Origin of the sequence: Hymenobacter sp. CRA2 (assembly GCF_002007105.1) — a bacterium.
Taxonomy (GTDB): Bacteria; Bacteroidota; Bacteroidia; order Cytophagales; family Hymenobacteraceae; genus Solirubrum.
The window spans coordinates 43,535-65,665 of the sequence record NZ_MVBC01000003.1 but is presented as its reverse complement, the minus strand read 5'-3'; the positions used below and the strand labels follow the sequence as shown (position 1 = coordinate 65,665).

Below are 22,131 nucleotides of genomic sequence, written 5' to 3'. Positions count from 1 at the left end.
CGTCCACAGAATCCGTGAAATCCGACGAATCCGTCTAAATCCGTGATTAAAGCTTGTAGCCGGCAAAATCCTGGCGCAGCTGGGTCTTGAGCAGCTTGCCGGTGGCCGTGTGCGGCAGCTGATCCACGAATTCTACGGCGTTGGGCACCCACCACGGCGCCACCTTGCCCTCGTAGAAGCGTAGCAGCTCCGCCGCCGATACGTCCTGGCCGGGCTTGCGCACCACCAGCAGCAGGGGCCGCTCGCTCCACTTCGGGTGCGGCACCCCGATGACGGCCGCTTCGGCCACGGCCGGGTGCGCCACGGCCAGGTTTTCCAGCGCAATGCTCGAAATCCACTCGCCGCCCGATTTGATGACGTCCTTGGAGCGGTCGGTTATCTGCATGAAGCCGTCCGCGTCGATGGTGGCCACGTCGCCGGTGCGAAACCAGCCGTTCTGGGTAAGCTGCCCGGGCTGCGCGGCGTGGAAATAGTCGCCCACGATGAAGGGCCCGCGCACCAGCAGGTCGCCGAAGGCCACGCCGTCGTGCGGCAGTTCCTGGCCCTGGTCGTCCACTATTTTCATGTCGACGCCGAAAATGACGCGGCCCTGCTTGTTGCGCAGGGCTTGCTGCTCCTCGGCCGGCAGCGCGAGGTGCTTGCTCTTCAGCGTGCTGACGGTGCCCAGCGGCGAGGTTTCCGTCATGCCCCAAGCGTGGCGGATTTCCACGTGCAGCTCGTCGGCAAAGGCTTGGAGCAGCGCCGGCGGGCAGGCGGCCCCGCCCACAATCATGCGCCGGAGCGTGCCGAACTGCCGTTGCCCCTCGCGCATGTACTGTAGCAGCCCGAACCAGATGGTGGGCACCCCCGCCGAAAACGTGACGCCTTCCTGCTCAAACAGCTCGTAGAGCGAGGCCGCGTCGAGGCCCGGGCCGGGCAGCACCAGCTTGCAGCCGTTCAGCGGCACCATGTACGGAATGCCCCAAGCGTTGACGTGGAACATGGGCACCACGGGCAGCACCACGTCGCGGGAGGAGCAGTTGAAGCAGTCGGGCAGGGAGGCCGCGTAGCTGTGCAGCAGCGTGGAGCGGTGGGAGTAGAGCACGCCCTTGGGCTGGTCGGTGGTGCCGGAGGTGTAGCACAGCGAGGAAGCCGTATACTCGTCGAACACCGGCCACTCGTACGCGGCGGCTTGAGCGGCCAGCAGGTCCTCGTAGCAAAGCAGGCTGGGCAGGGCCGTGGCAGCAGGCAGGTGGGCGCGGTCGGTCATCAGTACCCAGTGTTCCACCTGCGGGCAGTGCGGCGCCAGTTTTTCCACTAGTGGCAGAAAAGTCAGGTCGAAGAACAGCAGTCGGTCCTGCGCGTCGTTGATGATGAACAGGAGCTGATCGGCAAACAGGCGCGGGTTGATGGTGTGGCACACCGCGCCCATGCCCGATACCGCGTAGTACAGCTCGAAGTGACGGTGGTTGTTCCACGCCAGCGTGGCCACCCGGTCGCCGGGGCCGATACCCAGGGCCGCCAGGGCGTTGGCCAGCTGCTGGGCCCGCAGGTGGGCGTGGTGGTAGGTGTAGCGGTGCAGGCCGCCCTCGGTGTTGCGCGACACAATTTCGGTGTCGGCGTGCCACTTGGCGGCGTGTTCGAGCAGTGCCGCAATGCGCAGCGGCGTCTGCATCATCAGACCGAGCATAAGAACAAAGCGTGTGAGATGGGAACCAGGAGCGTAGGAGGTAAGCTACGGATTTTGCCCGCTCCTCTGCGCCTGCCCACTCATGCGCAGCCAGGATGCTCGGCTTTGAGCTTCGGCAACCGCGCAATCCCGGGCCTATAAGCAAAGACGTCCCGGCCGTATGGCCGGGACGTCTTTGCTGGAATTACCAAGCAGCTGGCGGTGCAGGGCGCCGCCGCAGGCTTAGCTTTTCTTGTTGACGGTGTAGCGGGTGCGCTGGTCCTGCACCACCACGCTCAGCTCCTTGGCCAGCTCGTTGTAGCGCGAGATGTCCAGCAGCTTCAGCTTGGCCAGCAGCCGCTCGGCTTCGTCGAAGTTGTTGAGCCACAGGTTGGCCTCGGCGGCGTTGAAGAGCGTGGCGGCGGTTACCTTTTCGTCGATGCGGGCTTTCTTGTCCTTGGGGTTCGACTCGGCCAGCGCCTTATTCCACAGCGCTATGGCTTCGCCGATCTGCTTTTGGGCGTCGGCGGTGCGGCTCGGGTCGGCCAGCAGCTTGTAGCCCATCAGGGCCTTCTCATAGGCCTGCGGGAATTCGTCGTAGTTGACTTTCTTGTCCGTTACCACCACGATGGAGGTGTTGCGGGTGACGGGGCGTTGGCCGAGCTTGTTATCCAGGTACTCGGTGGCCAGCTTCATGTTGGCCTTCAGCTGCGTCTCGTCCAGCTGGCGCATGAAAGCATTCTGGTTGGCGCGCCAGTACTTGTTCAGGCCTTCCTCCGTGGCAAAAGCTTCGGTTTTGGCTTTGGTGTAGGTGTTGGTGGCTTCCACCAGTTCGTCGAGGAGCACGGTGCCGTCCTTGGCCGTCACCTTCACCGCGATGGGCAGCTTATACGACACTTCGTAGGCGTGCCGGATACCGTCGCCCGTGGATACTCCGCCCAGCTTTACCTGGGTGCCCTGCACCGCCAGCGGGGTGATGGGGCCCTGCGTGAAGCCATCAACGCTCACCGTAACGCGCAGGTCACCGTCGGTGCCCTGCGCCCGTTGCAGGCCGCTCAGGCTCACGTACGTCGAGGCCAGGGTCTTGGCGTCGTACACCTGCGCGGTGTAGTCGGCGGGCGGGATGACGGCGTCGCCGGGCTTACGCTCATCAAGTACGATGCGGTTCAGGGCCTTGGCGCCAAACGACTGCGCCTTGTACTCCTGTTTCTCTTTTTCCGCCTTGGCTTTGGCGTCGGTGACGGCTTGCTCGCGGTCAGCCTTTTGCTGCTTCACGGCGTCTTCGTAGCGCAGCACTACCTCGGGCATGAAGGTGTGGGTGCCGGCGGGCACGGCTACCAGCGGCAAGCGCACGTAGTCGAAGGTGATTTTTTGTGGATCAATACTCTGAGCCTTCGCAGCGGCGGATAGCAACAGGGCAATTCCAAGAAGGGTAGAAGTAGCGCGCATAGGCGTGCAATAGAAGGTAAAAGAAGAGAAATAGACCATGCCCGCAGTTTGGGCGGCACAAGTTATTCATAATTTGGAAGATAACGAGGATTTAATAGCGTTGAGCAGGAATTAATTGTAGTGCTTTTCCGCTGGGTATATTTCAATAGCCGGTAGCCCAATCGTGATGGGACGGGGCGTTCTGTTTATTGCGCCTGCTGGTGCCTGGCCTTGTGCCCCACCTATCGGCCTTTTTCGCACCCAATCCGGCCAAGAACCTACAGGCCTAAACGCAAAGCGGGCGGCCCCAAGGGGTGCCGCCTGCTTCACCATTTTCACTCACCATTCGAACGCGGCCGTTACTGCCGCGTCCAGACGGCGCCGCTCACTTCCTCGAAGCGCACGACGCCGTTTTCCTTCGTGTAGTACACCCGCCGCAGTTGCCACTGGCCGGGGGCCTGGGGCTCCATGCGGGCGTACTCCAATACATTCGAGTAGGTGCGGCCGCCAAACCGGGCCGTGGGCAACAGGCGCACGCCCGTGGGCAGGTGCGCAAAATCGTCGGCGGCGGGCAGGGCCAGGTGCACCCCGCCCCAATCGAGCTGGGCGGAGGCTGCCGGCTCATGCTGCGCGGCCTTGGGTATGGCAGCCGTCATGCTAAAGCGGGCGGTGTACTGCACGTTGTCGGCCCGCATTACGTAGCTGGAATCCACGCGCTCCAGGCGGGCCCCGAGGCCCTGCTGGTAGTAGCCCACGCGCTTAGTGCCCGTGACCAGGCCCGGCAGCTGCTGGTCCGACAGGCCTTTCACCTGGTAGCGCCGCTCGTAGCCCTGCTCGTTGCGGAAGCGCCATTCCTGCCCCAGGCGGTAGGGCGTGGCCCATTCCTGCTCGGGGGCGCTGAGCTGGTACTGCGGCAGTTCTTGTTCCTGTTGATCAAGCCCGGGCACAAGGCCGGTATTGCAGCTGGAGAGGAGCAGGCTGGCGGTGGCTGGCAGCAACAGGGTAAAGACGGTTTTCATGGCAGAAGGCAGGAGCGGGGTGGCAGGCTGGCCGCCGCAGCAAGCCAACGATGCAAAGATGGGGCGTAGCGCAGCGCGTGTAAATCGCATAACCATGTGGTAGCCAGAATACGAAAGGCCTAATGTCCGCCGTCGGCGCGCCGAATAAGCGAGGCGCTGCGCGGGCGGAATTCACTGGTACAGATACCAGCCCGATCCAAAAGGTTGCTTACCGGTTCGGCCCTACGGCCATTTGCGGCCGGCTCCCGTACCAGCAGGTATGAAACAGTTGCTCATCCTCGCCGCTGGCTTGCTGCTAGCCGCCCCGGCCGCCTCGGCCCAAACTACGGCTTCGGCCAGCACGGCGCCGGTGCCCGCCCCCCAACGCAAAGCCGCCGAAGAGCTGCTGACCGTGATGCAGATGGAGAAAACCACCGACAACGCCCTCGACCAGATGGTGACGGCCCAGCTGGTGCAGCGCCCCGAGCTGAAGCCCGTGGAAACCGAAATGCGCAGCTTCCTCACCAAGTACATGAGCTGGGCTTCGCTCAAGGACGACATGGTGGATCTGTACGCCCGCGAGTTTTCGGAAAAGGAGTTGAAGGACCTCAAGAAGTTCTACGCCTCCTCCACGGGGCAGAAGTTTGTGGGTAAGCAGGGCACGCTGATGGGCGCCGGCATCGAAATCGGGCAGCGTCGCATGCAGGAGCACATGCCCGAGCTGCAGCAGGCCATCATGAACAAAATGAAAGTGGTGCAGGAGTAGCCTCCTGCACCGCCGAAACACCCCGCACCGGTGCGGCCCGGGCCTAATGCACCGACAGCCGAAACGCCGCGGGCGTGAGGCCGGTCTTGCTTTTGAAAAGCCGGCTGAAGTACTGCGGGTACTCGAAGCCCAGCTGGTACGCCGTTTCGTTGATGCTCAGGGCCGTGCCGCGCAGCAGCAGCTTGGCTTTGGCAATCAGGGCCTGATGAATGTGCTGCTGGGTGTTTTGGCCGGTGAGGGCACGCAGCATGTCGCTCAGGTAGGCCGGCGACACGTGCAGCGCGTCGGCGAAGTACTGCACCGTGGGCAGCGGCTGTTCGGCGTTTTCCTGGTTGAAGTACGCCGTCAGCAGCGCCTCGAAGCGGGTAAGCAGGTCGTGCTCGGCCGCGCGGCGCGTCAGAAACTGCCGGTGGTAGAAGCGGTTGGCGTAGCTCAGCAGCACGTCGAGCTGCGACACGAGCACGTCCTGGGTGAAGGCATCAACGGGCTGCGCGTGTTCCTGCCGCAGGCTGTTAATGAGCCCGTCGAGCATCTGTTCTTCCGCCGCCGAAAGGTGCAGGGCCTCGTGCACTTCGTAGGAAAAGAAACCGTAGGTGGTGATGTTGCGGGCCAGCGGGTGCCGCAGCAGCAAGTCGGGGTGAAACACCAGCATCCAGCCGCTCATTTCGGAGAGGTCGAGCGAGTCGTTGCCTTCGCAGAGCTGCCCCGGGGCGTAGAAGCCCAGCACGCCCTGGCTGAAATCGTAGGCCTGCCGACCGTACCGCAGCTGCCCTTTCAGGCCTTTTTTCAGCGAAATGATGTAGAGCTGCCGCAGTGCCGCGCCCTGCATCGGGGGCGGGGTGCGGTGATTGGCCAAATCGATGACCGTGAACATCGGGTGCAGCGGGGGCGGAAAGCCGAAGTGCACCGTGAAGTCGCTCACCGAGGCGAGCAGGCGGAAAGGCTGGGCGGCAGGTTTCATAAGCTACTAACAGGCTTTCAGGTATAACGGGCCAGAAAAGCACGCACTTCGGGGAAAAACGCCTCGTGGAAGCGCGCCCGGCCGAAGCCGGGCGGGTCCTGCGAGGGCGGAAACGCCGGGCTCACCCGCGCCGGCGGAAACGGCGTCAGAAAGGCAAAGTGCCCCGCGTTGGGAATAACCCGGAAGTCGACCGAAGCCGCGTCGGCCACACCGCGCACCACGATTTGGGCCTGCTGTGGTGGCGTGTGTTCATCCTGCTCCCCGACGGCCAACAGAACTGGTACTTCCACTTGCCGCAGGCTGCCTTCGGCCTGAAACCAGGGCACGGCCGGAGCCAGCAGCACCAGGGCTTTCACGCGCCCATCGGCTGCCGGCACGGATATCGGATGCGGCTTATCGTCGGGCGTCCACTGCGGCGGCACCACGGGCTGGCCGCCGGCCAGAGCTAGGGCGGTGTAGCCGCCGAGCGAGTGGCCGATGAGGGCTACGGCGTCCGGCTTGAGGACGGAGGCCAAACGGGTGTCGGCAAGCAGGGCGTCGAGGGCGAGCTGCAGGTGGCGGGGGCGGGCCTCCAGGTTCGGCAGGGTATTGGCCCAGCTGTTGTCGTTACGGTTGTTGTGCGGGTGCTCGGGCAAGCCCACCACGAAGCCGTGCTGGGCTAGGTAATAAGCCAGCGAGCGGTACACCAGACCCGAGCCGCCGGTGCCGTGTGAGAGGAGCACCAGCGGAAAAAGCCCGGCTGACACAGGCGCGTCGGCGGCTACGTTCAGGGTGTACATGCCCACGCTGGCAGGGGCAGCGGGCGCATCCGTGGGGTAGAGCACCGCCAGCGGGAAAGTGAGGCCTAGCGCCGCATCCGTTACTTCCAGGGCGCAGTAGCCAACCGAATAGTCCATTGTCGTTTCGTTAGGCTGGCAAGTACGCCATCGGGCGCTTATGTCGTATCCGCCGGCGCTTTGGCCGCGCAGCCAATAACGCCGGCCCGGGAGTTCGGCAAACGCCTGCCTACAAGCTTAGCGGGGCATTTCCCAATCGGCAACGCGCCCCTAAGGCCCTAGCCAAGCGCTGCGCGACTGGCAATGCTCCCCTAAGCGCTTAGGGGAGCATTGTCCAAACGGAAACCCCGATCCTAAGCGCTTAGGGGAGCATTGTCCAAACGGAAACCTGATCCTAAGCGCTTAGCGCCTACCCGCCAAAGCGGCACCGGCTGAAATAGGCCATCATGTCGGGCTTGTCGAGACATCTCGCGTGCTGATGCCCGATAGTAACTCAAGGAGAAGCATACTAGCCAGCGAGATACCTCGGCTGCGCTCGGCATGACGACCTGGACTTTCCGGATAGGCGCTCAGGGAGGCATTTCCAACACAAAAAGCTTATGCCTTAGAACATGGCCGGGTACGCCTCGCCGGCCGCGCTGCCCACCGGCATAATGGTCTCCAGCTCGGCCAGCTCGGCCGCGCTCAGCTCCAGGCTGGCCGCCGCTACGTTTTGCTCCAGGTACTTGCGGCGCTTGGTGCCCGGAATGGCCACCACGTCCTGCGCCAGCACCCAGGCCAGCGCGAGCTGCGCCGAGGTGACGCCTTTGGTGGCGGCCAGCGCGTTCAGCTTATTCACCAGCTCCAGGTTCTTGTAGAAGTTCTCGCCCTGGTAGCGCGGAAACAAGCGGCGCGAGTCGTTGGGTTCGAAGTCGTCGGGCGTTTTGATGTCGCCGGAGAGAAAGCCGCGGCCCAGCGGCGAGTAGCCCACGAAGCCGATGCCCAGCTCCCGGGCCGCTTGCAGGGCGCCGGTTTCCTCCACGCCGCGGTCGAAGAGCGAGTATTCGGTTTGCAGGGCCGTGATGGGATGCACGGCGTGGGCCCGGCGCAGCAGCTCGGGCGGCGTTTCCGACACGCCGAGGTAGCGCACCTTGCCTTCCTCCACGAAGCGGCTCATCGCACCGATGCTCTCCTCGATGGGCACCTGCGGGTCGGCGCGGTGCAGGTAGTAGAGGTCCACATAGTCGGTGCCGAGGTGGCGCAGGGAGCGTTCGATGCACTTGCGGGCGTAGTCGGGATGGCCGTTGAGCTGGCCCGTCCAGTTGCCCGCGTCGTCGACTTCGAAGCCGAACTTGGTGGCGAGGATGACTTCCGGGCGGCGGCCGGCAATGGCGCGGCCCACCAGCCGCTCGTTGTGCCAGGGGCCGTACAGGTCGGCCGTGTCGAGCAGGTTGATGCCCAGCTCCAGAGCGCGGTGCAGGGTGGCCAGGCTTTCGGCTTCGTCGGCCTCGCCGTACACGCTCATGCCGCTTACGCCGCTGGTCATGCCCATGCAGCCCAGCCCTTCCACGGGTACTTCCAGGCCCTGGCTGCCCAAGGCGACGCGTTTGATGGTGTTCATGGTGTGGTGCAGAATTAAAGTGAATGTCTTGCCCGACAAAGGTCCGGCCCGTTCACCGCCGCGGGGGTATACAAACCCCGGCTTCTGCAACACAAAACGCAGGTGGCTACCGGCGCGTCCAGACGGTGCCGCCGCGCTCCTTAAACTGCAGTACGCCCCGCTCGCGGGAATAGAAAACCTGCACCGCATTGTAGGCTGCGTTGGCCGGGTACAACCAGGTGCTGGGCACGAATTCCAGCACGTTGGTATAGCTGATACCGCCGACGGTGTAGGTCGGGTGCAGCGTCCAGCCGGTGGGCAGATCCTCGCCGTTGGCTAGCTCGGTCAATGGCAGCTTCAGCTCGGCGTTGTGCCAGACCAGCGTCGCCCCGAACGCATCGTAATCCGGGTTTCGGCGCGTTTCCGGGGCTACATCCGCGCGGAGCTCAAACGGCATGAAGTATCGGTAGTTCTCAATCGAGGTGGCCGGCTGATACACCGAGTCCACGCGCTGGAGCTGGGCCGCCTGCTGCTCGCGGTAGTAGGTGGCGCGCCGGGCGTGGTGCTCGACAAAGCGAAAATCCTCCGTTGCGAAGCCTTCGGCCCGGTACACGCGCTGGTATCCCAGGCCTGCATCGAAGCGCCACTCGGCGTTGTCGCGGTAGGGCGTGCTCCACTGCTTCTGCTCTTCCGTGAGCTTGAAGCGCGGCACATTGGTTTCGTCGCGGCTGCAGGCGGAGAAGAGCAGGGCCGTGGCTAAAGCGAAAAGGGATACGGAGCGTAGCATATCAGGGTCGGGATAGGAGCGAGACTAGGCAGCATGGGCCGCACCTCACTTATTGCGGGGGCTGTGCCTAAGAGTGCTTCGGGAGGTATAAAGTTGCAGCGAGCTGTTTGGTCTTATGGCCGCTGACGGAAAACGGGTACGTTCCGCATCTTGGGTACGTCACGCTTTGTTTGCGCGGATAATAGATGCAAGAGAATTGCTTCGGAATCCCTGCTTAGGACTGGTCTGTACAAACAGCCGCGCCCGGCCTTGCGGGACCGGGCGCTGCTTTGCCTAAAGCGAAAGGGGCTTACTCTTCCACCGTCGTTTCCACCCGCGGCCGCTCCGACTTCACCGCGTCGATGGCCAGCTGCAGCAGCTTGGAGCGCACGCTCAGCTCGGTGATTTTATTGTTGTTGCGCGTGGGGTTCACGCGGTTGGTGAGCAGGATAACCATCAGGTCGTACTGCGGATCCACCCAGAAGTACGTGCCGGTGAAGCCCGTGTGGCCGTAGCTGCGCGGCGAGGCGTCCTTGGCCGTGTTCACCTTCGGGTCGTTGGCCGGGCGGTCAAAGCCCAGGGCGCGGCGGTTGTCGGGGCAGAACTGGCACTTGGTGTACTCCTGCACCGTCTCGGCCTTCAGAATCTGCTGCCCGCCGTACTTGCCTTCCCAGGCGTACATCTGCACCAGCTTGGCCAGGTCGTTGGCGTTGCCGAAGAGGCCGGCGTGGCCCGAGAGGCCGCCCTGCAGGGCCGCGCCTTCGTCGTGCACGGTGCCGTGCAGCAGCTGCTTGCGGAACAGGGAGTCGTATTCAGTGGGCACGATGCGCTTGCGCGGGAAGCGCCACTCCGGGTGCAGGCCCAGCGAGGTGGCGCCCAGCGGCCGGTACAGCTCCTCGCTCAGGAATTGCTCAAACGAGTGGCCTGTTTGCTGCTGCACCAACTGCGGGTAGAGGTAGAAGGAGAGGTCGGAGTACACGTAGCCAGGCTTCTCATTCAGCGGCGACTCGGCAATGCTCTTGCGCAGGCGCTCGGGCAGGTCCTGGCGGCCCCACATGCCGTTGGCCACCTGCAGCGGGAAGCGGGCCGACGAATCGGCGCGGAAAAACTTGCGGCTCATGGGCAGCACCTCGCCGGGCTTCGTCTTGATCGGGTCATGCGGGTATTTGCCAAAGAGGCGCGCAAACAGGCCCTTGGGCTGGGTGTACTGCTGCCAGAACGGAATCCAGGCCTTCAGGCGGGCCTGGTGGGTGAGCACGTCGCGCAGCTTCAGGTTTTCCTTGTTCGAGCCTTTCAGGAAGCCGAAGTAAGAGCCCATGGTCTGGTCGGGGCTGAACTTGCCCATGTCCTGCAGCTTCATCAGCGCGGGCGTAGAGGCGGCCACTTTCGTCACCGAGGCCAGGTCGTAGAGGTCGGTGTTGCGCACGGGCAGCGCGCCCGCCTCGTAGGTGTGCGTGCCAAAGCTCTTGCGCAGCACCACCGTGCCGCGGCGGGCAATGAGCACCTCGCCGCCGGGGAAGGCCTTGGCCGCCAGCGCCCCGTTAATCAGGGAATCCACCCGGGCTTCCAGCTGGTTGTTCATGCCCACGGCTTCGGGCGTGGCGTAGCGCAGGCGCAGGCCGCCCTGCGTAGTCAGGCCAGCGCCGTGGTTGTAGGGGCTGCCCGGCACGCTTACCGACAGCTTGCCGGTGGCGCCCACGCCACCGAAAATGACCTGCGCGGCCAGTTCCTGGGCGTTTTTGCTTTCCTGGTAGGCCAGCACCACGGCGTCGGCGGCGCTTAGGTCGCGCAGCTTGGCCACGGCGTAGGCGTTGCCGAACACCGACACCACCATTTTCTTTTTCAGGCCCGCCAGCTCGCGCAGCAGCACGTTTTCCTCCGGCGAGATGCCGAAGTTGGTGGCCGGCAGGCGGCCCAGGTTCTGCAGGCCCACCAGCAGCATGTTGTAGGGCTTCAGCTGTTCGCGCAGCTGGGTCAGCTCGTCCATCGTGGGCGAGGCCGAGATGCTGAAGTGCCGCGCCGGGGCGTAGTCGGCCACCATACGCTGGAAGTCGGTGGTGTCCTTGTAGCCCATGAGCACGGTAGCAATGCGCAGCGTATCGAGGCGTTGCAGCGGGAGCAGCTGCTTCTGGTTGCGCAGCACCGTCATGCTCAGCTCCTGCAGGCGCTGGGCCAGGTACTGGGCGTGCGGATTGTTGAGGTCGGCCGTGAGGTTCTTCAGCTCCACGGGGCGGTATTTGTTCAGCCCGGCCCACTGCTTCAGGGCCAGCACGCGGCGGCATCGCACGTCGATGTCGGCCTGCTTGATGCGGCCCGAGTCGATGGCGGCGCGCACGGCTTGCAGGGCCTTGGGCACGTTCTTCGAGAATTCCAGGATGTCGTTGCCGGCCAGTAGGGCGCGCACGTCGGCCTCGCCGGGCGGGTACTTGCTGGTGACGCCCTTCATGTTCATGGCGTCGGTGAAGATGATGCCGCGGTAGCCCAGCTCGCCCTGCACCATGCCCGTCACGATGGGCTTGGAAAGGGTAGAAGGGGTGCCGGTGGAGTCCAGCGCCGGGATGTTCAGGTGGGCAATCATCACCCCGCCCAGGCCGCGCGTCATCAGGGAACGGAACGGGCCCAGCTCCAGCGAATCGAGGCGGCGGCGGTCGGCGCGGATGATGGGAAGGGCCAGGTGGGAGTCGGCGTCGGTGTCGCCGTGGCCGGGGAAGTGCTTGGCCACGGCCAGCACCTGCGCGTCCTGCATGCCGCGCATGTACTCCAGGCTCTTGGCCGTCACGTTGCGCTTATTCTCGCCCCACGAGCGGAAGCCGATGACGGGGTTGGCGGCATTGTTGTTCACGTCGACCACGGGGGCGAAGTTGACGTGCATGCCGATGCGGCGGATCTGGTAGCCGACTTCCTGGCCCATGTCGTAGAGCAGCTGGTTGTCGCGCAGGCCGCCCATGGTCATCTGGTAGGGGAAGCGGATGGTGCTATCCAGGCGCATGCCCAGCCCCCACTCGGCGTCCATGGCTACCAGCAGCGGCACTTTGCTCTGGGCCTGGTAACGGTTCAGCAGCTTGGCCTGGCGCACCGGCCCACCCTGGAAGAAAATCAGCCCGCCGATGCCGCTCTGCTGAATCAGGGTCGAAATCGAGTCTTCGTCGATGCGCTTGCGGTTGGAGTAGGCCGCCACCATAAACAGCTGCGCCACGCGCTGGTCGGGCGTGAGCGTCTGCATCACCGAATCGACCCAGCGCGAGTGCAGGTACTGCAGAAACGCCGGCTGCTGGGCCGCGGGTTTGGCCGCGGCGGCTTTCTGGGCCGTAGCCTTGGCGGCCGGGCGCGCCTTAGCCGCGGCTGGTTTGGGCGCGGCCGGGGCTTTGGCCGCCGGGCGCCGGGCCGCCGCGTGCGTGGCGGGCTTCTTTTTGGTCGAATGCTTTTTGCGGTGCTGGGCCGAGAGCATCAGCGGCCCGAGCAGCAGCAGCAGCAACAGGAGCAGGGACTTAGGGAAAAAACGCAAAGCGGGATGGGAATTGGGTCCGCTGCGAAGTTAGCGCAGATGGGGCGTTTTGGATGGAGCAGGGGTAGTTGGCTGGTTCGTGAAAACTCTAGCACGTCATGTCGAGCGCAGTCGAGACATCTCGCGTGCTGACGTTGCGCCTCAAGGGACCCCCACGGGGCACGGCCTCCTCTCCAGAGAAGGAAGGGGGAATGAATTCCGGAATTGCCATCCTGAGGCGCTAGCCGAAGGACCTTCTCACGCGTGAACGGCAGGCATCAGTAAATTACTATAGAACGTGAGAAGGTCCTTCGCAAGCTCAGGATGACAAATGATTGGAGGCTTGGGCAAGTAAACCCCTATTTTTGACCGCTACCCACGTTGCTAGAGCCATAATTATTCTCGTCCCATAAAGCTGCCGCTTATCCTACTCCTGACTGCCGCGTGCTCCCTGCCGGCCGCCGCCCAACTTCAATACCCCCGCCTCAGCAAGACGCTGGATAGCCTGGCCTACGTGGATCAGTGGCCCATGCAGCAAATGTTTCGCCAGCAGCCCGACAGCGCGGGCCGCAACTTGGTGGATGTGGAAAAGGCCAACTATGCTCGCCACCAGCCTGTGCTAGAGCGCATCGTGCGGCAGTACGGCTTCCCCGGCGTCCGGCAGGTGGGCAAAACCAGCTCCCACAACTTCTGGCTCATGGTGCAGCACGCCGATGCGCATCCCGAGTTTCAGCCTCTGCCCGGGGGGGTATGGGAATAGCTGGCGTGCATCAGGCTTTTGAGGGCCATCAGCACGTCCTGCACCTGCTCGCGCTGCCTTTGCCCTTAACGTTGTTGCTGCTCAGCTCGGCGTACTCGGTGGCAATGGGCGCCCGGAGCCGTTTACTAAAGCATATACTTGCAGCGATAGTGCAAGTGCTCATTGTATCGCTCTCAGCTTTACCTATGTCGAAAACTGCCGTAGCGACGATGCAACTACCTGCTTTGTCCGGGTCAATCCGGCTGGTAATTGTTGTTGGCTTGATTGCCCTGCTCGGTAGCTGCCATCAGCCCCCTGCCGCGTACCAGCCCGCTTCCTCTTCTGCCGCTGCCAGTGCTGGGGATTCCGCCTGGGTAGGCCGGAACCGGCAGCGCTTATACGTGCAGGCCTACCGTAATACCCAGGTGTCGGCCCATCCCGTGCTGGTGGTCGTGGTGCATGGCGATGCTCCGTTCAATAAACCCGGTTATCAGTATGCCTTTGCCAAGCAAGTGGCCGCGAAGCATGCCGATGTGGTAGCCGTCGGGTTGTTGCGCCCCGGCTACACGGACCCGCAAGGTCACCGTTCCGCGGGTATCCGCGGCGAAGCAGTAGGCGACAATTACACGCCCGAGGTAATCAGGGCGGTGGCGGGCGGAATGGCGCAATTAAAACGGCGCTACAAGGCGCGGCGGGTGGTAGCGGTGGGGCATTCCGGCGGAGCCGCCATCGTGGCCGATGTGCTGGCCCAATACCCCGCCGCCGTGGATGCAGCGCTGCTGGCTTCTTGCCCCTGCGACGTCCCCCGCTGGCGGCAACACATGCAGCAGCTACACGGAGGGGCGGTTTGGGAGCAGCCTGTCACCAGCTTGTCGCCTCAGGCCCTAGTCCCGAAGGTTTCCCGTACCGTACCCGTAACGCTGGTGGTGGGCACCGCCGATTCGGTAACGCCCGTGCGGTTAAGTTGGGCGTACTGGCGCGCGCTGCACCAACAGAATCCCACGACCAAGTTCGTCACGCTCGCGGGGCTCGAACACGAGATTTTGTTTGCCCCAACGGTGCACCAAGAACTAGCCCATCTGCTGCAGATTCGTTAGCTATACGATTGGTTAACCAGTACTTCGTGGCGGTCAAGCGGGCCTCCGCAGGTAGTAGGCGGGGCTGATTATTTCTTATGCACTAGCCAGGAGCGAAGCTCAACGCGCCCTGATGAACTCCCACCCCTGAGAGCAACAGCCCGCCGGGTAGCGCACTCCGGCGGGCTGTTTCTTCTTTCCCTTCAGGCAACTTGGGCGGCTAGTAGCTCGCCTTCAGGATGCCAAACTTCCTTTTCTCGGCTAAGTGGGTTTTCGGAGATTTGGCGCGCAGCAGGCTTTTGGGCGGCCGAGAGCCACTTTCAACAAAACCTGCTCTCAAGCCGACAAGAACCCCGTCAACTCGCCGGTGTAGGTGAGCGTGAGGCGGTGCATGGCGCGGGTGCAGGCCACGTAGAGCATGCTCTTGTCGACCTCCGTGTGGTAGTTGCGGGCGGAGGCCATGGGCACGATGACCTCGTCGAATTCCAGGCCCTTGGCCAGGTGCGCCGTGGTGATGATGACGCCCTCCTTGAAGGCCGTGGACTCCTCGGTGAGCAGATGCACGCCGGGGCCTTGCAGCGCCTCGTGCACCTGCGCGGCCTGGCGCAGGGTTTTGCAGATGATGCCCAGCGAATGGTTGCCCGAATTGCGGAAGGCCGTCACCAGCGCCTGAATGGCCTGTAGCTCCTCGGCCGGGCTGCCGTAGCGCGTCACGGCGGGCTCGGGCCCGTGGCGCTCCAGCGGCATGATATGCGGGTTGGGGCTGATACGCTGGGCGAAGGCGGTGATTTCGACGGTGGAGCGGTAGCTGCGGTAGAGCTTGACCACGTCGGCCTGCGGGAAGACCCGCTCGATGGTTTCGGCCGAGGAGGCGCTGTAGGGGTTCACCGTCTGGCTCACGTCGCCCAGGATGGTCTTGCGGCAGTGGAACAGGCGCGAGAGCACCGCGTACTGCACCGGGGTGTAATCCTGCATTTCGTCCACCAGCAGGTGTTTCACGTGCTCGTAAGCCGTGAGGCCCTCCATACGGATGCGCAGATAGATCAGGGCAAACACGTCGGCGTACTCCAGGGGCCGCTGTCCATCGAAGCGGAACAGCTCGGGCCGGCCGACCCAGCGGTAAAAGTCGCGGTAGAACTCCAGCACGGTGGCGTAGCGGAACATGCGCGGAATGCCTTCCCCGATGGCGGCTTTCTCCCCGCCGGTGAGCTTACGGTCGGCCTTGTCGCGCACGTAGGCCCGCACGTCATTAGCCACCTGCCCGAAGCGCTTGAGCAGGGGCACGCGGTGGTAGGCCTTGAATTTCTGCTGGATAAACACGCCGGGCACCACGGTGCGGCCCACCCGCAGGTCGGCCACGCTGAAGTAGTTGTTCTCAACGTGCAGCAGGTATTGGTTCAGCTGGGTCAGAAACTCCGCCGAGGACTTGAACCGAATCCGCTCGATAAAAGCCGCGTCGTGCTTCTCCAGCAGCGCCGATACCTGCTCGAAGAAAGTCTGGAACTGGTACTGGCCCTGGAGCAGATCAGCCGCCAGCTCCTCCATGCCCAGCTCCGGAATGTGCTCTTCGCCCAGCTCGGGCAGCACGTTGGAGATGTAGTCGGCGAAGACCTTGTTGGGCGAAATGATGAGGATGTCCTGGGCCCGGATGGTGTCGCGGAAGCGGTAGAGCAGGAAGGCGATGCGGTGCAGGGCAATGGACGTTTTGCCCGAGCCGGCCACGCCCTGAATCACCATCACCGACGCGTCCTCGTTACGAATCACCGCGTTCTGGTCGCGCTGAATCGTGGCCACGATGTTCTTCATCTTGTCGTCCGACGACTTGGCCAGCTCGCGCTGCAACACGTCGTCGTGGATGTTCACGTCGCTGTCGAGCATGAACTCCATGCGCCCGTCGCGGATGCGGTATTGCCGCTTCAAGGCAATGCGGCCCTGCACCGGGCCGGTGGGGGAGGCGTAGGACGCATCGCCCAGCTCGAAGTCGTAGAACAGGGACGAAATAGGGGCGCGCCAGTCGTAGATCAGGTTTTGGCGCTGCTGCTCGTCGAGGAAGGAATGTACCCCGATGTACACCGGCGTGCTGCCCTGCTTCGACGTGTCGAAATCGATGCGGCCGAAGTAGGGCGACTGCACCAGCTTGAGCAGGCGGCGCTTGCGGGCCACGGCGCCCTCGCCGGTGTAGGCCATGCGGTTGATGGACTGCTCGGCGGCCACCATGTCGGCGTCGTCCATGCCCGACTGGTGCTCGTGGATATACTGCTTTTTCTGCCGCAGCTCGGTGGAGTACTGCCGCACGGCGTCGTCCACGCGCTTGACGGCCAGCGTCAGCTTCTCCTTGATTTCCTCCAGGTATTCTCGCTCTTGCTGTTCGGTGGCGTTCATCACGGGCAGTTCTTGCATAAGGAACCCCAAAGATGCCAGCAAATTCCGGGCTGCGGAAGCGTCGAGGTAGAAGAGGCAGGGGAGGGACCGACTGGCAAAGCCGAAAAGAACGTCCTGCCCAGCGCAGTGGAAGCGCAGGCAGGCGTAAGACAAGCACCCCCTGCTGTTTTGCCTGAACTACTCAAATAGCACGTCATGTCGAGCGCAGCCGAGACATCTCGCTGGCTTCGTTGGGCCTCACCCCCCGACCCCCTCTCCGAACAGGAGAGGGGAGCCTGACGACGCGAGAAATGCTTGGCTTACGCCTGCCTGCGCTTCCACTGCGCTGGGCAGGACGTTCAAAATGCGCCGAACATCTTTCGGATTCCCGCTCTACACTTCAGGTCGTTAGGTTGTAGAGAATTGAACTATAGCAACTGCGGATAGGCTGCATCCTGGTTTGACGATGGTGGGTTATCAAGACACGCATGGGTAGCGCAGCATATACATTCTTTTTGCGCCGGATGGTATACAAACGTTTCCGGAAACGGTTGCGGTACTTTCATTTATCTGCGGCGCTTGCCGGGTGTTGGCTCATTTTGGGAGGCTGTTAAATTCCTTCATAAACCGGTTTTTGCTCACGTCAGGGCCTTCGCTAGCTGCGAGGGGCTACCTGCTGGTGGGTAGATCGGCAATTGTACTATGGCTGTGCGACTCTGTTGCCGCGCAGCCTCTGCCGCGCACTTGTGCCGGCGCTGAGTGACTACGCCAGCCGGTGCCGGCACTGCTCACTTGCTTCTGCTCCGCTTACCCAATCTGCCTATGCCCCAACCCGCCTGAGCTACTACCACCGCCCCGTGCCAACGGCCCGCCGTTGGCCTTTCTGCCTCTGCTTTACCTAACTCATTCCCAACCCAATGAAGACAACCAATACCCTTGCAGCCTTGCTGCTGGCCATGCTGAGTCTGGGCGCTTCGGCGCAGCAGATTCCGCTGGTGTACACCACCGAAAACACCGGCGGCAGTTGCACGGCCCCGACCTTGCCGGCCTTCAACCAGCTACCCACCGTGGACCCGCTGCCCGACCCCTTTATGCGCTCCAATGGGCAGAGCCGTTCCACCGCTTTTAGCGACTGGGAGTGCCGCCGCAACGAAATCAAGGCCGAAATCGAGAACTACGAAATCGGCACCAAGCCCCCGCGCCCCCAAAACATCACGGCCAGCTACGCCGCCGGCACCACCGCCAATACCGGCGTGCTGACGGTGAACGTGACCGAGAACGGGCAGACGCTCACGCTGACTTCCGAAATCACGCTGCCTGCTACCGGCAGCGGGCCGTTTCCGGCCGTCATCGGCATGAACAGCGGCACGGGCAGCATCCCGGCTGCGGTGTTTACCAGCCGCAACGTGGCCACCATCAAGTTCAACCACAACCAGGTCACGACCTACGGCAACCCGGCCCAGACCGACCCCTTTTACCGCCTCTACCCCTCGCAGACGCTGGCCAACTCGGGCCAGTACAGCGCCTGGGCCTGGGGCGTGAGTCGCATCATCGACGGCCTGGAGCTGGTGCAGTCCTCGCTGCCCGTCGACCTGCGCCACCTGGCCGTGACAGGCTGCTCTTACGCCGGCAAGATGGCCCTGTTTTCGGGTGCCTTCGACGAGCGGATTGCCCTGACCATCGCGCAGGAATCGGGTGGGGGCGGAGCCCCGGCCTGGCGCGTGTCCGAAACGCTGGGCGCGGTGGAAAAGCTCGGCGCCACCGACTACCGCTGGTTCAAGGACGACATGCAGCAGTTTGCGGGTACCAACGTGAGCAAGCTCCCGCACGACCACCACGAGCTGATGGCCATGATTGCGCCGCGCGCCCTGCTGGTGACTGGCAACACCGACTTTGAATGGCTGGCCAACCCCTCGGCTTACGTATCGGCCCGGGCCGCGCACGAGGTGTGGAACACCTTCGGCATCGGCGACCGGTTCGGCTTCTACATCGACGGTGCGCACAACCACTGCGCCGTGCCCGCTACGCAGCAGCCGGCCGTGGAGGCCTTCGTGGAGAAGTTTCTGCTCGGCAACACAGCCGCCAACACCAACATTACCGTGCACCCGTACCCGCAGCTGAACTACCGCCGCTGGTACCAGTGGTGGGGCAGCGGCAACCCCGTGCTGCAGGCCGAGCCCCTGGGCAAGCGCTACTGGCTGGAAGCCGAATGCGCCACGGTGGGCGCCAACTGGAGCGTGATGGCTGATACCTCGGCCTCTAACGGTGGTTATGTACGGGTGCAAAGCGGCCTGAGCAGCCCCACCACGGCCCCCACGGCCGCCGCGGCTCTGCTGACCATGCCCTTCACCGTGGACAGCGCCGCCACCTACAATTACCTGGCCCGCCTGAACGTACCGGCTACCGAGGAGTATGGCTACTGGGTGAAAGTGGACAACGAAGCCTTCCAAGCCGTGACGAGCCAGCTGGCCACCAACCCCGGCTTTGAGAACGGCCTGACCGGCTGGACCACGCTCAACGCCACCGGCGCCACCATCACGGCCAACACCGTGGCGGCGGAAGCCCACAGCGGCACCGGCTCGATGAAAGTGGTAAACCCCACCGCCCAGCCCGGCAACCAGTGGCGCGTACAGGTAACCAGCGCGGCCTTCCCCACCACCATCGGCAAGCAATACCAGATTTCGTACTGGGTGCGGGCCGCCAACGCCGGGGGCTCCATCCGCCTCTCCACCGGCCCCAGCAGCCCCCAGTACCAGGCCGACCAGACCATCGGCACGACGTGGCAGCAGGTTACCTGGACCATCACCACGTCGTTGGCTTCCACCACCTTCCTGTTCGACATGGGGCAGGTGGCAAATACCTACTACATCGACGACGTGAGCGTGAAGGAAGTGGGCACCACGGCCGGCTGGCGCTGGCTGAAGCTGAAGGAAGGCGCCCTGACGGTGGGTCCGCACACGCTGACCATTGGCTACAACACCGGCGGCAGCGCCCAGCTGGATAAGGTGGTCATTGCTACTTCCACCACGGCCATTGCGGGCAAAGGGCCAGCCGCTACCAACTGCCGCATCACCGCTGCTACCGAGGCCGCCGCCAAACACGTCATCGAGGTGTACCCCAACCCCGCCGCCGATAAGATCATGGTGAAGCTGGGCGCCAACCCCACCCACGTCAAGCGCATCGACGTGCTGGACCTCGTTGGCCGCACGGTAAGTCAGGTAAGCGTGGACAAGCAGAGCACGCTGAGCATCCCGCGCGGGCAGCTCAAGCCCGGCGTGTACCTGCTGCGCTTCACCGGCGACGTAACGGAAACGCAGCGCATCGTGGTGCAGTAAGGGCGACGGCCAAAGTGACGGGCCGCCGTACGCAACATGCTACAACCGCCCGCCGAGCTTGCTCGGCGGGCGGTTTTGTTAAGGCCGGTTTCTTCTGAACTGTGTTGCCGATGCAGCCGCTCACGTGTAGCGTGCCCCGGTACCCCGCATATTCACCGGCCGCCGCTGGCCGGGGCCGCTTACGGGGCTAATTGCGGCGTTACGAAGGCGCGCAGGGCTTCCAGCAGCAGCTGGTCGGCTTCGCTGAAGCGGCCTTCGGGCAGCAGCCACTCCTGCAGCGGAATGTAGCCGGCGGCGTAGGCCAGCTCATCGGGCTCCTGTTCCCAGTACGACATGTGCCACTGGGCAAAGCTGCGCGCGGCCACCGGCTCGTCGGCTATCTTGATGACGCCGGCGTGGCGCGGGTCCTGGGCTATCAGCTCGTATAGGTAGCGCACGGGCGCCTCCGCCCCCTCCAGGACTTGCATGATGCGGCCCTCGTGGTAGAGCAAAACCCCCGTTACGTGGTAGCGGGCGTTCTTCAGGCGCGACTGGTGCAGCAGCTGCCGGAGCTTATCGGTGATAAACGGCTCGGTGGCAGTGCTGACGTAAATAATGCGGTGCATGAATGAGCTAAAAACCGCCTCAGTTACGCAGCAGCGCGGTTTTAGTTCGAAAAAGCTCGTTGGTCGGAGAGGAAAGGCGGCCAGCACTGCCGAGTAAGCCAAGTGCCGCTGGGCTGTCTGGCAGTGACCCGGGATGCGCCCACACGCAGCGCGAGGCAGAAGGTGTTAAGTTTATGCTTCACGTCCGCTATTCACCGATGCATACCCCTCTGCCCGACCTACTGCGCCACACGGCCACCGCCGAGCACTACCGCTGGGGCGACCAGTGCGACGGCTGGCACCTGGTCAAGACCCCGGAGCTCAGCGTCATTCAGGAGCGCATGCCGCCCGGCACCGCCGAGCAGTACCACTACCACGAGCGGGCCCAGCAGTTCTTCTACGTGCTGGCCGGCACTGCCACCTTCGAGATAGAGGGCCAGTGGCTTACGCTGACCGCCGGCCAGGGCCTGCACGTGCCCGCCGGCCTGCGCCACCGCATCCTGAACCAGGCCACCGCCGAGTTGTGGTTCACCGTCACCTCGCAGCCCATGGCCCACGGCGACCGGGTAAACGTGGCGGCCGTCTGACACGGGCTAGGTGGTGGCAACTGCACCGGGCGTGGGCAATAAGTTGTAATTATTAAAGAATTATAAGTGCGCAGTGCCGCGCAAAGCAACCTGAACCATAAGTTTACTGCTCATCATCCGGCGGTGAAGGCTTTCATCAGCTCGATAGCACTTGTATCAGGTTTCGCCAACTACGCCCGCCGCTTGTTCTGCTTCTGCTCCGTCGTTAACTAATTCATTCGTAGCTTCTTCTCAATAGGCTTAAGTCCTCTTTGTATGGGTAGACGATTACTTCTGGGCTGTACCCTGTTGCTACTGCCTGCGCTCAGCAGCCGTAGCTGGGCGCAGGCCGCACCCGCCGATTCCTCCTTGCTGGCCTCGACCGTCCAGAACATGCACCAGCGTTACCTCACGGCGGTAGGGGGCGGCGCGGCGCTGTACACCGGTTTGCTGTACACGAATTACCTGCCCGCCAACTCCAGGGGGCACCAGTATTTTTTGTCGAACGAGGAGCTGAACGGGAGCGTGCGCTTCAACGGCTACGATTTCGTCAACATTCCGCTGCAGTACGATATTCGGCTCGATGTGCTGATCACCAACAGCTACAACAGCCCCGTCAAGCTGATGCTGCTCAGCGAAGAGGTGGAAAGCTTTACCATCGACGGGCACCGGTTCAAGCGCATCGTGGCCGACCCGGCGGCGGAAAGCTCGGTAACCACGGGCTTTTATGAGGTGCTGTACGCCGGAAAAAGCGGACTGCAGGCCCTGGCCCGGCACAGCAAGACCACGCAGGATTTACTGGAGCAGCGCGTGTACTACAAGGTGCTCATCAATGTCGACCGGTACTTCATTGTTCGCAACGGCACCTATTACCCCGTGGCCAAAAAAGGCTCGGTATTGGCCGCCATCGGCGACCGGAAAAAAGAGTTGAAGAAGTACGCCAGCGAGCAGAAGCTCGCCTTCAGCAAGGAGCAACGCCTCGCTTCCATCGTGGCCCTGACGGCTTACTACGATCAGCTGAACCAAGCCAGCGCCCCCGGAAAATGATCTGCTCCCGCCGCATT

Annotated in this window: 16 protein-coding genes; 6 read left to right on the top strand and 10 right to left on the bottom strand. The window is 63.4% G+C overall.

Features of this window, described 5'->3' with window-relative positions; all coding sequences use genetic code 11:
- Window positions 1–46: 46 nt before the first annotated feature.
- The 3 genes from B0919_RS06675 to B0919_RS06665 all read right to left on the bottom strand — a co-directional run bounded on the left by B0919_RS06675 (window position 47) and on the right by B0919_RS06665 (window position 4,095).
- Window positions 47–1,669: a 3-(methylthio)propionyl-CoA ligase gene (locus B0919_RS06675; protein ID WP_217701005.1), complete on the bottom strand. Its 1,623-nt coding sequence runs from the start codon at window positions 1,667–1,669 to the stop codon at window positions 47–49.
- Window positions 1,670–1,891: 222 nt separating this feature from the next.
- Window positions 1,892–3,097 (bottom strand): hypothetical protein, encoded by a 1,206-nt coding sequence (locus B0919_RS06670; RefSeq protein WP_139361960.1) that lies wholly within the window; start codon window positions 3,095–3,097, stop codon window positions 1,892–1,894.
- A 338-nt stretch (window positions 3,098–3,435) separates the two neighbouring features.
- Window positions 3,436–4,095: a hypothetical protein gene (locus B0919_RS06665; protein WP_078011455.1), complete on the bottom strand. Its 660-nt coding sequence runs from the start codon at window positions 4,093–4,095 to the stop codon at window positions 3,436–3,438.
- 259 nt (window positions 4,096–4,354) lie between these two features.
- On the opposite strand from B0919_RS06665, the gene B0919_RS06660 reads away from it, so the two are divergent.
- Complete coding sequence (locus tag B0919_RS06660; protein WP_078011454.1) at window positions 4,355–4,840, top strand: DUF2059 domain-containing protein; 486 nt, start codon at window positions 4,355–4,357, stop codon at window positions 4,838–4,840.
- Window positions 4,841–4,883: 43 nt separating this feature from the next.
- On the opposite strand, the gene B0919_RS06655 is transcribed toward B0919_RS06660, so the two are convergent.
- The 5 genes from B0919_RS06655 to B0919_RS06635 all read right to left on the bottom strand — a co-directional run bounded on the left by B0919_RS06655 (window position 4,884) and on the right by B0919_RS06635 (window position 12,427).
- Window positions 4,884–5,801: a helix-turn-helix domain-containing protein gene (locus B0919_RS06655; RefSeq protein ID WP_078011453.1), complete on the bottom strand. Its 918-nt coding sequence runs from the start codon at window positions 5,799–5,801 to the stop codon at window positions 4,884–4,886.
- Window positions 5,802–5,818: 17 nt separating this feature from the next.
- Window positions 5,819–6,697: an alpha/beta hydrolase family protein gene (locus B0919_RS06650; RefSeq protein ID WP_078011452.1), complete on the bottom strand. Its 879-nt coding sequence runs from the start codon at window positions 6,695–6,697 to the stop codon at window positions 5,819–5,821.
- Window positions 6,698–7,181: 484 nt separating this feature from the next.
- Window positions 7,182–8,177, bottom strand: coding sequence for an aldo/keto reductase (locus tag B0919_RS06645; protein WP_078011451.1), 996 nt, complete (start codon window positions 8,175–8,177; stop codon window positions 7,182–7,184).
- A 106-nt stretch (window positions 8,178–8,283) separates the two neighbouring features.
- Complete coding sequence (locus B0919_RS06640) at window positions 8,284–8,943, bottom strand: hypothetical protein (RefSeq protein ID WP_078011450.1); 660 nt, start codon at window positions 8,941–8,943, stop codon at window positions 8,284–8,286.
- 289 nt (window positions 8,944–9,232) lie between these two features.
- A complete protein-coding gene (locus B0919_RS06635; protein WP_254846503.1) occupies window positions 9,233–12,427 on the bottom strand; it encodes a glycoside hydrolase family 3 N-terminal domain-containing protein in 3,195 nt (1,064 codons plus the stop codon).
- Window positions 12,428–12,920: 493 nt separating this feature from the next.
- Between B0919_RS06635 and B0919_RS06630 the strand changes: the two genes are divergently transcribed.
- Window positions 12,921–13,166: a hypothetical protein gene (locus B0919_RS06630; protein ID WP_217701004.1), complete on the top strand. Its 246-nt coding sequence runs from the start codon at window positions 12,921–12,923 to the stop codon at window positions 13,164–13,166.
- Between the two features lie 185 nt (window positions 13,167–13,351).
- Window positions 13,352–14,242 (top strand): alpha/beta hydrolase, encoded by an 891-nt coding sequence (locus B0919_RS06625; protein ID WP_176132896.1) that lies wholly within the window; start codon window positions 13,352–13,354, stop codon window positions 14,240–14,242.
- Between the two features lie 315 nt (window positions 14,243–14,557).
- Here B0919_RS06625 and B0919_RS06620 read toward each other — a convergent pair whose 3' ends face one another.
- Window positions 14,558–16,621, bottom strand: a complete 2,064-nt coding sequence (locus B0919_RS06620; RefSeq protein WP_078011447.1) for a HelD family protein — start codon at window positions 16,619–16,621, stop codon at window positions 14,558–14,560.
- Between the two features lie 878 nt (window positions 16,622–17,499).
- On the opposite strand from B0919_RS06620, the gene B0919_RS06615 reads away from it, so the two are divergent.
- A complete protein-coding gene (locus B0919_RS06615) occupies window positions 17,500–19,917 on the top strand; it encodes a T9SS type A sorting domain-containing protein (protein ID WP_078011446.1) in 2,418 nt (805 codons plus the stop codon).
- Between the two features lie 179 nt (window positions 19,918–20,096).
- On the opposite strand, the gene B0919_RS06610 is transcribed toward B0919_RS06615, so the two are convergent.
- Entirely contained in the window at window positions 20,097–20,522 is a 426-nt protein-coding gene (locus tag B0919_RS06610; protein WP_078011445.1) for a BLUF domain-containing protein, read from the bottom strand.
- 197 nt (window positions 20,523–20,719) lie between these two features.
- Between B0919_RS06610 and B0919_RS06605 the strand changes: the two genes are divergently transcribed.
- Window positions 20,720–21,088 (top strand): cupin domain-containing protein, encoded by a 369-nt coding sequence (locus B0919_RS06605; RefSeq protein ID WP_078011444.1) that lies wholly within the window; start codon window positions 20,720–20,722, stop codon window positions 21,086–21,088.
- A gap of 288 nt (window positions 21,089–21,376) precedes the next feature.
- Complete coding sequence (locus B0919_RS06600; protein WP_078011443.1) at window positions 21,377–22,114, top strand: hypothetical protein; 738 nt, start codon at window positions 21,377–21,379, stop codon at window positions 22,112–22,114.
- Window positions 22,115–22,131 lie beyond the last annotated feature (17 nt).